The sequence below is a fragment of the Shewanella sp. Isolate8 genome (assembly GCF_022398495.1).
GTDB classification, from domain to species: domain Bacteria; phylum Pseudomonadota; class Gammaproteobacteria; order Enterobacterales; family Shewanellaceae; genus Shewanella; species Shewanella aquimarina.
Genome location: NZ_JAKEVI010000006.1, coordinates 40,461 through 52,069, shown reverse-complemented (window position 1 = coordinate 52,069; position 11,609 = coordinate 40,461). Strand labels below are relative to the sequence as shown.

Below are 11,609 nucleotides of genomic sequence, written 5' to 3'. Positions count from 1 at the left end.
GCTAACATTGGGCCAATTTTTTTCGCTTAAAGAGATATCGCAAGATGGGAAGAGCATACCAGAACCGCAAAGAATCTATGGCCAAAACGGCTGGGCAGAAGACGAGACTCTACTCTCGTTACGGCAAAGAACTCTATGTTTGCGCAAAGAACGGTGGCTTCGATCCTGACGGCAACCTGGCACTGCGCCATATGATCACCAAGGCTAAGAAAGATCAGGTTCCTGCTCATGTCATCGAACGCGCCCTGGAGAAAGCCAAGGGTGGCGGCGGTGAAGACTATGAAACCGCGCGTTACGAAGGCTTTGGTCCCGGCGGCACCATGGTAATCGTCGACTGTCTGACCGACAACGGTAAGCGTACCTTTACCGAGGTGCGTCAGGCGTTCGTGAAAAACGATGCCAAGCTGGGCAGCCCTGGCACTGTTGGCCATATGTTCGATCATCAAGCGGTATTTGCCTTCAAGGGCGAAGATGAAGAGGCCGTACTTGAGGCCCTGATGATGGCCGACGTCGACGTCGCCGACATCGAAGTAGAAGATGGCATCATCAGCGTATTTGCTCCAAATACAGAGTTCTACAAGGCGAAGACGGCCCTCAACGAAGCCTTCCCAGAGACAGAGCTGGAAGTAGAAGAGATCGCCTTCGTGCCTCAGACCATGACAGAGATCAGCGACCCTGAAGTGATCGCCCAGTTCGAGAAATTCCAGGCCGCCCTGGAAGACTGTGACGACGTACAAAACGTCTACCACAACGCCGATATCAAGGCATAAATAAAAGTTTAACAGGCTAACGCTATTAGCTTGTTCTGTTATAAAAGCGATTCGTAGCACTTGCGCACGAATCGCTTTTTTATTCCTATCCATTGTTATTTTTTTGACTTGTGCCAAGGGCTTGGCGCAAAGAGTGAGTACTCACTGCCAGACCTATTAAACTTTATTAATACTTGCCTCTTTTGTATAACTTTCGGTGGACTTAGGCGTCTGTTCACCTATCCTTATAGCTGCACTGATTAAAATAAATAACCCCATCAAGCTGCCTGGCTCACCATCTACTCTCCGGGATGGCGGGCCGGGCATACTTGATAAACCAACATGACGAACGGGTAACCTATGAAGTATTCAAAATCGATTATCGCCATCACACTCACCAGCCTGCTTGCCGCCTGTGGTGGCAGCGATGATGCGCCAGAAACACCAGAGACAGGTGTTTTCAGCCTAGGTGTTTCGGATAACCCAGCCGATGCCAAAGTGGTGAATATCGCCTTCAAACAAGTAGTGCTTAAGGGTAACGGCGAGTCTCTGTCATTCGACGTATCCGAAGACGGTGAGCTGAAACACGTTGATCTACTGACGGTACAGGGTCAAGAAGTCGAAACTTTGGTTAGCGGCCAGTCTATCCCGGTCGGTGAATACCAGATGTGTATCTATATGCAGAACAGCGAAGTGGCTGACACCAACAGCTCTTATGTTAAGACCATGGATGACATGGATGCAGGCCTAGTCACCAACAGCAATGGTAGCTGCGGCGGCGTTGGCGCCGAAGAACCTGGTACGGGTCGCCTCTTCTTCAACAAGGCCTTCACCATCGCGGCAGGCGTGAACAACTTCGTCGCCGAGTTTAACCTCTCTCAGGGGCTACAGGCGCCTCACGGCAACAAGGACTACTGGACCCTTAAGCCTACAGCGGTACAGTTGGTCAACAACGCCGAAGTCGGTGCCATTCACGGCATGATCGACGCCAGTGTGATGGCAGACTGTGAAGCCGCCGCCGGTGGCTCTGAGTTCAGCCCGGCCGTCTATCTCTACCCAACGACAACCACACTGGAAAACATGCTGGATTTCCGCCTGGAAGCCGACATTGTCGACCCTCAGGTAGCACCTATCGCCTCGGCACGTGTTAACCCTGTTACCGACGAAACCGAGACGGTGACTGGCTATGAGTATGAGTTTGGCTTCGTTGCCGCGGCTAACTACAGCCTAGGTTACACCTGCCTGGCACAGAACGATGATCCAGAAGTGGCCAACGGCGCAGATGATGTTGAGGCACCTTTCTTCATCCATGTGGATGAGCAAGACGTCACCGTCACCCAAGGTGCAACGACTGAGCGTGACTTCGAGGCCGCCGCAGTGACTCCTGCACCTTAAGTTAGACTTAAACAGACAGCAAAAAGGCACTCATTAGAGTGCCTTTTTTATTAACTAGAATGTGCTAACTCGATGTTATGAGCAGCAATCTCGGCGCCACCAATTTTTCGGCAGCTTGGCCAGCAATACCTTAAGCATCAAAATTGCCAGTATGATGCCCGAGGCATTTACCACCAGGGAAGGCAACAGGTTATGCTGCTCACCCACCTGAGGCATCACCTCAAAACCGAAGGTCGCCACCAGGTAATTCACCAGGACTCCGGCGATCAGGGCCACACCCAAGACACCACCGAGATAACCATAGAGGGCGCGCTTACCCAATTCCTTGGTCACTACCCCCAGGGTGGCGATATTCGTTGCCGGACCCGCCAGCATGAAGACCAGCACGGCGCCGGGCGAGACACCCGCCAGCAGGAGACCTGCGGCGATAGGCGTGGATGCCGTGGCGCAGATATACATGGGCACAGAGATAAGCACCATCACCAGCATAGCCAAGATGCCATCGCCCCACTTGGCCATGAAATCCCCCGGCACATAGGTCTGCACCAGTGCCGCAAAGAAGAGGCCGATCAGCAGCCAGACGGTAGTGTCACGCACCAGATCAGTCGCCGCATAGTTCAGGCCCTTACCCATGCGCGCTAGCACCGAGGTGCCCTTAAGCTCGCTGGCGACATCTTTGGTGGACTCGCAGCAGCTCTCACCCGAAGACTGGCTGGTGTTCTGCTTGTCTGTGCTAGTACTCGAGCAGCATGAGCTAGCCACCTTCACCTCTTGCTTACTGCTACAACATGAGCTAACAGGCTCCGGCGCAGCCTTACTGGCACAGCATGAACCGCTCGTGGACTTAACCGCCTCAGGTTTAACCAAAGCCACTGGCTTAACCACCGAATCTGAGCTCACAGGGCGCATCATCATGGGCGAGGCATCTGCCGTCATGCTCATAGATGCACTCGGCTTGTCGCCACAGCAACCGGATGTCGCTTGTTTTACGACTGGCTTCTCGGCAGGCTTGCTACCGCTGCAGCAGCTTGCCGTTGCTTTGGTTGCCTTCTCTGTCATGTGCTGATTCGAACTCGCCTGAGCCATCTCCTCGATCTGACCTTTATCATCGTCACGGCCCACCAGCAGACCGGCCACAATGGCGCTGGTCACCGCGGCGATAGGTCTCACCACCGCCATGAAGGGACCGAGCAGCACATAAGAGACGCTGACCGAGTCGATACCCGTCTCAGGGGTGGATACCAAGAATGAGGTGGTGGCGGCCTTAGAGGCGCCTGAGCGGCGCAGGCCGACGGCGGCAGGGATCACCCCGCAGGAACAGAGCGGCAGGGGCGCGCCTAACACGGCGGCCTTGATAGTGGTCTTCACCCCGTGACCGCCCAACTGCTTCTGCATCCAGGTCATAGGCACAAACATCTTCAACATACCGGCAAGCACCAGGCCCAGCAGCAGCCAGGGCGCGGAATCGAGAAAAAGATCGATAAAATTAGATAACAACATAGGTTAACCCTTTAGCTTACAACTGGTTTTATATTCGGTTTCGCCGTGATCATGACTGTGGTTTTCACACTTCACCTCGACGTTGGACTCGAGCGCCTCCAGGATGGAGCAATGTTCGGCGCTTTCCGGCCCGCCACAACAGGCATCGGATAGCCGTTGAAGCGACAGACGGAAATGATTCAGCTCGGCAATCTTCTCTTCCACATTGGCCAGCTTGATATCCACCATCCCTTTGACATCGGCGCAGGCCCAATTGGATTTGTCGAGGTCGATGGATAACAGCTCGGTGATCTCCGACAGGGTAAAGCCCACCGCCTTGGCTCGCAGGATAAAGCGCAGGCGTTCGGCATCCTGCTCGGTATAGAGTCGATAACCCGACTCGCTGCGCATCGACGGCGACAACAAGCCATGTTTCTCATAGAAACGCAGGGTATCGGCCTTCACTTCACACTGTTTGGCTAACTCTCCAATACGATACATCTTGCCTCCGATAGCGCCTTTCATCATCACATTAATGCCAGTATAAACCTTAGAGTTAAATCTAAGGTCAAGGGTTATTCTGCCGTAAATTGCAATCTCTTGCTTGTTCGCCATGGCGTATTGTGAAATCGCACAGAAAAAAACAGCATGGCACACAGTTTTACGGTAAAATACGCGCGCCGCGATGGGGAGTTAAAAAATTGAGGGGCTTTTGGAAAGCAATACGCTTGGGGTTAGCAGCGACTAACTGTTCTGTTTTCCGAAAGATCCTTAAAATAACTACTGGACCCTGTACCTAAAATGAATAATGCCAGACCTATTCGTCGCGCGCTGTTAAGCGTTTCTGATAAAACCGGAATCCTGGAGTTTGCAAAAGCCCTGCATGCTCAAGGTGTTGAACTGCTATCTACCGGCGGCACAGCCCGTCTGTTAGCAGACAACGGTGTGCCTGTCATTGAAGTCTCTGACTACACAGGCCATCCTGAGATCATGGACGGCCGTGTAAAGACCCTGCACCCTAAAGTGCACGGCGGCATCCTCGGCCGTCGCGGTATCGATGAGATAGTGATGGAACAGAACGCCATTAAGCCTATCGATCTGGTTGCCGTTAACCTCTACCCCTTTGCCGAAACTGTGGCCAAAGAAGGCTGTACCCTGGCCGACGCCGTAGAAAACATCGACATTGGCGGCCCAACTATGGTGCGCTCTACCGCTAAGAACCACAAAGACACCACCATTATCGTTAACGCCAAAGACTATGATCGCGTGATCGCAGAGATGCAGGCCAACCAGGGCAGCACCTCGCTGGAGACGCGTTTCGATCTGGCTATCGCCGCCTTCGAACACACTGCTGCCTATGATGGCATGATCGCCAACTACTTCGGCACCCAAGTGCCACCGCACGCGGTGAATGGGGTACCGGCGCACAGCCAAGACGAATGCCACCAGGACTCTAAATTCCCGCGCACCTACAACACTCAGCTGGTGAAGAAGCAAGATCTGCGTTACGGCGAGAACAGCCACCAGAGCGCCGCCTTCTATGTAGACCTCAACATCGACGAAGCCTCGGTTGCCAGCGCGACTCAGCTACAAGGTAAGGCACTGTCTTACAACAACATCGCCGATACCGATGCGGCGCTGGAATGCGTCAAAGAGTTCAGCGAGCCAGCCTGTGTTATCGTCAAGCACGCCAACCCTTGTGGCGTAGCCATCGGCAAGGATCTGCTCGAGGCCTACAACCGCGCCTACCAGACCGACCCAACCTCAGCTTTCGGCGGCATCATTGCCTTCAACGGTGAGCTGGATGCAGAGACCGCCAGCGCCATCGTCGAACGTCAGTTTGTCGAGGTGATCATCGCGCCAGTCGTTAGCCAGGCGGCACGCGACGTGGTGGCGGCCAAGGCCAACGTTCGTCTGTTGGAGTGCGGTCAATGGGCTAGCAAGACCCGCAGCCTGGACTACAAGCGCGTCAACGGCGGCCTGCTGATCCAAGACAGAGACCAAGGCATGGTCGAGATGAGCGACATCAAGGTAGTGACCAAGCGTCAGCCTACCGAAGCCGAGATGAAAGATCTTATGTTCTGCTGGAAGGTGGCCAAGTTCGTTAAGTCTAACGCCATCGTCTACGCCAAAGACAGCATGACAATCGGCGTGGGCGCGGGCCAGATGAGCCGCGTCTACAGCGCCAAGGTGGCCGGTATCAAGGCTGCCGATGAGAATCTGGAAGTCGTAGGTTCTGTCATGGCATCCGATGCCTTCTTCCCGTTCCGCGATGGCATAGACGCCGCGGCGGCCGCCGGTATCAGCTGCATCATCCAGCCGGGCGGTTCGATTCGCGATGAAGAGATCATCGCAGCCGCCGATGAACATGGCATGGCCATGGTCTTCACCGGCATGCGTCACTTCCGTCATTAATTTGCTTTCGCGCCTGGGCCACAAGCCCGGGCGCCGTTTTAAGGATATAGCATGAACGTATTAGTAATAGGTAGCGGCGGACGCGAACACGCCCTGGCCTGGAAGGCCGCTAAGTCACCCCTGGTCGAGAAAGTCTTTGTGGCGCCAGGCAACGCCGGCACAGCGCTAGAGCCTAAGCTTGAGAACGTTTCGATTGCCGTCGAAGCCATCTCTGAGCTGGTAAGCTTCGCCAAGGAGCAGGCGATCGAGCTGACGATTGTAGGCCCGGAAGTGCCGCTGTCTCTCGGTGTGGTCGATGCCTTCAACGAAGCTAAGCTACCTATCTTCGGTCCAACCCAAGGTGCGGCACAGCTAGAGTCTTCTAAGGCGTTCACCAAGGACTTCCTGGCCCGTCACAACATTCCGACGGCGGCCTACTCGAACTTCACCGAGATCGAACCTGCCAAGGCTTACGTCACCGAAGTCACCGCCAACACTGGCTTCCCTATCGTCATCAAGGCCGACGGCCTGGCGGCGGGTAAAGGGGTGATCATCGCTCAGGATCAGGCCGAAGCAGATGCGGCTATCGAAGATATGCTGGCCGGTAACAAGTTTGGCGAGGCCGGTTCCCGCGTGGTGATCGAGGAGTTCCTCAAGGGCGAAGAAGCCAGCTTCATCGTCATGGTCGATGGCAAAAACATTCTGGCCATGGCCAGCAGCCAGGACCATAAGGCCAGAGACAATGGCGACAACGGCCCAAACACGGGCGGCATGGGCGCCTACTCTCCTGCTCCAGTGGTGACACAAGCTGTTCACGACTGGACCGTTGAAAACGTCATTCGTCCAACCGTAGATGGCATGGCTGCTGAAGGTAATGTCTACACAGGTTTCCTCTACGCCGGTCTGATGATTGCGCCAGATGGCAGCGCCAAGGTACTGGAATACAACTGCCGCTTCGGCGACCCTGAGACTCAGCCTATCATGATGCGTCTTCAGTCAGATCTGGTCGAACTCTGCCTGGCCGCCACCCGTGGCGAGCTGGACAAGGTGACCGCCGAGTTCGACAGCCGCGCCGCCGTAGGCGTGGTGATGGCCGCAGGTGGCTACCCAGATGCTTATCGCAAGCATGATGTGATCGAGGGACTGAGCCTGGGCAGCGATGATGCCAAGGTATTCCATGCTGGCACCAGCATGAAGGATGGCCATGTGGTCACCAATGGCGGCCGCGTTCTGTGCGCAACAGCTTTGGGTGAAAACGTCACCCAGGCGCAACAGAGTGCCTATCAGTTGGTCAACGAAATCCACTGGGATGACGTCTATTTCCGTACCGATATCGCCTATCGCGCTATCGCCCGGGAAAACGAACAGGCCTAATACCCATAAAGGGATATTCATGGAAAGTTGAGATCTACATCACGCTCAGTTTTCATGCAATAAAATCGCATAAAAGCACCTATACTCCATAAGGGTATTAGGTGCTTTTTTATACGGCTCAATAAGTTAACTGCGAATTCCGAATCATGTATTAAAAATAGCCTGAATACATTATTTCCATACAATTAAAACCACAATATTAGCATAATTCAATATTTTACCCTCATATTGCAGCAGAATATTCACATCTGTATACTCGCCGCCTCTGTTTTTTAAGCTGGAGGCTTAATGAGATACTTCATCCTGTTGTTCACCCTTTTACTCACCGCTTGTGGCGGAGGCGACTCGGACAGTCCTGCACCGCAAGCCGAAAAACTAGCGCACCCTGGCATTCAAATTCAGGAACTGGTGCAAACCTATGCGCCAGATCAGCGCCTCACCCCAGCCATCACGGGCAAGTTAGGCAGCATCAGCTATCAATTGGTTAACGGCGCCCCAGCCGATGTAGTCAAGATCTCTGCCGATAAGCAGTATCTCACCATCCTCAATGCCGGCACCACAGAACTGATCGCTACCGATAGCGGCAACAGCCAGACCAAGCCGGCCAGCCAACATTTTAGCATCAGCATAGATAAGGCCCCTCGCTCACCGCTACTGACTAACGACATCAGCCAGGACTATGTCGCAGGTGCAAAGCTCTCACCTAGCATCGGCGGTGTCAAAGGCACCCTCAGTCTCTCTCTAGCGGAGAATCAGTCTACTGACGTGGTATCTATCGATGCCCAGGGCAAACTCACCGTTATCGGCAGTGGCAGCGTTAACCTTCTCGCTAAGGACGATGGCGGTCGGAACTACCAGGCCGATACCCGTGAGTTTAAGGTCAGCATCTCGCCTGCCGAGACAGCCTTTGCGACTTATCAGGCGATTACTAACAAGCCGCTGATCTTTGGCGGTAAGCTACTGCCCGTCTACAGCGGCACGCCCACCACAGAGGTGCACTACCAACTGGTTGCTGGTGCCGATACTCAGGTGGTTCAGGTGCATCCCACCACAGGGGCGATGAACATTCTGGGCGCCGGTGAGACCCAGGTTGAGGTGCAACAAGTTGCGCCGGCCAACCATACACAGGTGCCGGTTCAGCGCTTTAGCGTGCAAATCGACAAGGCGCAGAACCTGACCTTCAAGGCGAGCGATGTGACCACACGTTTCGATGCCGAGAAGACGGCTAGCTTCGATGTCACCGGTGTCCAGGGTAAGCTGCACTACGCCATCAAGGCGGGCGCGGCCGAGGATGTCATCAGCATCACAGATGCCGAGCAAGGTGAGTTTAGCTTCCAGGGCGTCGGCGAGACTGAGGTTGAGGTAACCGACGCCGGTAACCACAACTACCTGAGTGCGACTCGCACCTTCAAGGTCAAGGTCGAGGCGATGATCGCCAGCTCGCTGCAGGCGCTCAATATCGACAGCCAATATCAGGCCAATCAGACGCTGTCGCCACAAGTTGCCGGTGCCAAGGGCACCCTAAGCTACCGCCTAACCGCCACCAGTGCCACAGATGTAGTCACACTGGACACCAAAACCGGCCAGATGCAGGTATTGAAGCCAGGCACTGTAGAGGTGATTGTTACCGACGATGGCGGCGAGCTGTGGACGAGCCAAACGCAGCAATTTACCGTCTCCATAGACAAACAAGACAATGACCTGTTCGTCGTGGAAAATAGCCGTGTGGACTTTGCCGCTAACGCGCCCTTCGTCCCTCAACCTAGCCATAGTCAGGGCCAGGTAAGCTACCAGGTAGACAATGGTGGCGACGGCGTCTTCAGCCAGGATGCCTATACCAAGGCTATCACTATTGTGGGTGCCGGCCGCGGCTGGATCACAGCAACCGATGCGGGCAATGAGTTTTATCATCCGGCCAGCAGCCGATTCTTCGTCGACGTGGCGCCGCTAAACGGTAGCCTGCAAATATCGTCCGTGCGCAGCCAATATGCACCGAATAAGACGCTAACCATTCCACTAACGGGCGCCATCGGCAGCCTGAGTCTGAAGCTACATAGCGGTCAGAGTGATGTGGTCAGTGTCGACCTAGCCAACAAGACACTGACGGTCAAAAACGCGGGTAACGTCACCTATTTAGTGACAGACAGCGGCGACGCCGGTCATGTTCCACAAAGCGCCGAGCTGAATGTGGTGATCGACAAGGGCAGCGAAAACCCTGAACTGGTACTCTCAAGCGAGTTGATCAGCGCTGTATACAGTGCTGGCACCAAGCTCAAGGCTCCAGGTGTCAGCGGTCGCGGCATCGACAGTCAGCTCAGCTACTATGCAGATACGATATCCAGCAAGGTGGTTAGCCTGAACGACACGACAGGTGAGATGACGGTGCTGGCGGCCGGTACGGCTAAGGTCACGGTTATCGAGCAGAGCCGTAACTACGAGCGCACCCGGCGCGACTTTAACGTCAGCGTGGCCAAGGCGGCTCACCCCGGCCTCAGCCTGGATGAGATCACTCAATCAGTGGTCTACTACCCGGACCGCAAGGTGTTACCGCCAGAGTTTACCAACGCCTTTGGTAACCTCACCTATGCCTTCGGTCTGCAGGTATCTCCCGAGTATGCCGAACTCACCTCGACGGGCGAGCTCACCCTGCATGCCTATCCACGTTCTGGCGATAACGACTACTTCGACATCATAGTCACCGACGATGGCGGCAACAATTATCAGAGCACCAGCCTGAACTACAAGCTGTTCCTCAAGGATATCGAGCCAGGCCTTGGCGAAGAAGCCAGCCTGACCTTCGATGGCAGCGAGCTGCAGCTAGTCTCTCCGGCAGAGGTTGCCGCAGGCGATGTCACCTACTTCACCGCCATCGGCGGGCGCAGCGATGCCGTAAGTAAGGATGGCGACGATGAACTGAGTGGCGGCTATACCACTATGCTGACTCAGGTGTGTACCGACCCTGACAATTACAAGGGCTGCACCTTTATCACCCTGAGGCTGCAAAACACCAGCCTGTGCAGTGATGGCAGTCGAGTCGCCTATCCGCTGGCTTCCAGCAGTCGCTACACCTGCCCAGGCCTGAGCCAGCCGGTCAGTTCAGAGGTCAGCGTCAGTATGCATAGCGAGGATCCTTACAACGCCTGGTTCGTTAATCCAGGACGTTTTAAGACCCTCAAGCCTATCGTAGTGACTCATTTTGCCAAGCCATATCGCAGCGGCGACATGGTAGAGGCAGGCGACGTTCAGGCCAGAGCCTGGTGGCTGATCAACCTGGATATCACCAAGGAATAAGCTCGACTTTACTCCTTACACAAAAAAGCCCAGTTTAGACTGGGCTTTTTTTATTGCTCTTCTGCTTTTACCTGAGATATTAGGAGCTAAGACAGTCCTTAGCGAATCTAATCAATGTCCTGAGGCGATCGCCTTGCGGGCGATCTTATCGATAAGCCCAGGTGCGACTATCTTAAACCAACGACCTAATCGTCCCCGCAGCGAGGTGATTAGCAGCCGCTTGCGCCCGACAATCGCAGGCAACATCATCTGGGCACACTGCTCGGCGGTGATGATCTTAGCCTCCTGCATAGGGCTCTTGCCCAGCGGCTTCCCCTTACCGTCCAGCGCCCGTTTATGGATCTCAGACACCACGAAATCGGGGCAGATATGGGTCACGGCCACATCATGCTCGGCCAGCTCGATACGCAGCGAGTCGAAGAAGCCCATCACCGCATGTTTAGAGGCGCTGTAACCACTGCGAGTCGGCACGCCGGTTAATCCCGCCACCGAGGCCACCACCACGATTTGGCCACGACTGGCCTTGAGATATGGCAAGGAATAATGGGTCAGCATGGCGGGGGCCAGGTAGTTGACTCGCATCACCCGCTCTAAGATGGCGAGATCTTCGAGGTCTTCGAAACGCGACCACATGGTCATGCCGGCATTGTTGACCAGGATATCCAAGCGGCCGAAATGAGCCACACAGGTATCGATGAGGCCTTGGCAGGCATCGGCATCTGTCACATCGGCGGGAACGACCAGGGGCGGCACGCTGGCAATGCTTGAAAGCTCTTGTTGCAGGGAATGAAGACGTGCCTGGCTGCGAGCGGTGAGCACCAGGCGACAACCCAGGGGCGCCATCGCCTTGGCCAAGGCTCGGCCAATTCCCTCGGAGGCCCCGGTGATGATCACGACCTTGTTGGCTAAAGTTTGCATCTAAGACCT

The 11,609-nt window shown here is 55.0% G+C and carries 8 protein-coding genes; 5 read left to right on the top strand and 3 right to left on the bottom strand.

Annotation, left to right across the window (positions count from 1 at the left end; translation table 11 throughout):
- Window positions 1–44 precede the first annotated feature (44 nt).
- Together L1D43_RS18885 and L1D43_RS18880 are read left to right on the top strand one after the other, a co-directional pair.
- The gene (locus L1D43_RS18885) at window positions 45–770 is read left to right on the top strand and encodes a YebC/PmpR family DNA-binding transcriptional regulator (RefSeq protein ID WP_239854012.1); all 726 of its coding nucleotides are present in this window, start codon (window positions 45–47) and stop codon (window positions 768–770) included.
- 339 nt (window positions 771–1,109) lie between these two features.
- Window positions 1,110–2,144: a DUF4382 domain-containing protein gene (locus tag L1D43_RS18880; RefSeq protein WP_239854011.1), complete on the top strand. Its 1,035-nt coding sequence runs from the start codon at window positions 1,110–1,112 to the stop codon at window positions 2,142–2,144.
- Window positions 2,145–2,219: 75 nt separating this feature from the next.
- On the opposite strand, the gene L1D43_RS18875 is transcribed toward L1D43_RS18880, so the two are convergent.
- Window positions 2,220–3,644: an SO_0444 family Cu/Zn efflux transporter gene (locus L1D43_RS18875; protein ID WP_239854010.1), complete on the bottom strand. Its 1,425-nt coding sequence runs from the start codon at window positions 3,642–3,644 to the stop codon at window positions 2,220–2,222.
- A gap of 3 nt (window positions 3,645–3,647) precedes the next feature.
- A complete protein-coding gene (gene zntR, locus L1D43_RS18870) occupies window positions 3,648–4,124 on the bottom strand; it encodes a Zn(2+)-responsive transcriptional regulator (RefSeq protein ID WP_239854009.1) in 477 nt (158 codons plus the stop codon).
- Window positions 4,125–4,424: 300 nt separating this feature from the next.
- On the opposite strand from zntR, the gene purH reads away from it, so the two are divergent.
- From purH to L1D43_RS18855, 3 genes are all read left to right on the top strand, one after another.
- Window positions 4,425–6,038 carry a bifunctional phosphoribosylaminoimidazolecarboxamide formyltransferase/IMP cyclohydrolase gene (gene purH / locus L1D43_RS18865; RefSeq protein ID WP_239854008.1) on the top strand — a complete coding sequence of 538 codons (1,614 nt, stop codon included), beginning with the start codon at window positions 4,425–4,427 and terminating at the stop codon, window positions 6,036–6,038.
- 51 nt (window positions 6,039–6,089) lie between these two features.
- Complete coding sequence (purD, locus tag L1D43_RS18860) at window positions 6,090–7,391, top strand: phosphoribosylamine--glycine ligase (protein ID WP_239854007.1); 1,302 nt, start codon at window positions 6,090–6,092, stop codon at window positions 7,389–7,391.
- Between the two features lie 288 nt (window positions 7,392–7,679).
- A complete protein-coding gene (locus L1D43_RS18855) occupies window positions 7,680–10,682 on the top strand; it encodes a hypothetical protein (protein WP_239854006.1) in 3,003 nt (1,000 codons plus the stop codon).
- 111 nt (window positions 10,683–10,793) lie between these two features.
- Here the strand turns inward: L1D43_RS18855 and L1D43_RS18850 are convergent, their stop codons facing one another.
- On the bottom strand, window positions 10,794–11,600 hold the full coding sequence (locus L1D43_RS18850) for an SDR family oxidoreductase (protein WP_239854003.1): 807 nt from the start codon (window positions 11,598–11,600) through the stop codon (window positions 10,794–10,796).
- Window positions 11,601–11,609: the final 9 nt, after the last annotated feature.

What these genes read in the sequence shown, in the direction of transcription:
- L1D43_RS18885 (WP_239854012.1), top strand. Translation starts at nt 45, where the DNA reads ATGGGAAGAGCATACCAGAACCGCAAAGAATCTATGGCCAAAACGGCT.
- L1D43_RS18880 (WP_239854011.1), top strand. Translation starts at nt 1,110, where the DNA reads ATGAAGTATTCAAAATCGATTATCGCCATCACACTCACCAGCCTGCTT.
- L1D43_RS18875 (WP_239854010.1), bottom strand. Translation starts at nt 3,644, where the DNA reads ATGTTGTTATCTAATTTTATCGATCTTTTTCTCGATTCCGCGCCCTGG.
- zntR (WP_239854009.1), bottom strand. Translation starts at nt 4,124, where the DNA reads ATGTATCGTATTGGAGAGTTAGCCAAACAGTGTGAAGTGAAGGCCGAT.
- purH (WP_239854008.1), top strand. Translation starts at nt 4,425, where the DNA reads ATGAATAATGCCAGACCTATTCGTCGCGCGCTGTTAAGCGTTTCTGAT.
- purD (WP_239854007.1), top strand. Translation starts at nt 6,090, where the DNA reads ATGAACGTATTAGTAATAGGTAGCGGCGGACGCGAACACGCCCTGGCC.
- L1D43_RS18855 (WP_239854006.1), top strand. Translation starts at nt 7,680, where the DNA reads ATGAGATACTTCATCCTGTTGTTCACCCTTTTACTCACCGCTTGTGGC.
- L1D43_RS18850 (WP_239854003.1), bottom strand. Translation starts at nt 11,600, where the DNA reads ATGCAAACTTTAGCCAACAAGGTCGTGATCATCACCGGGGCCTCCGAG.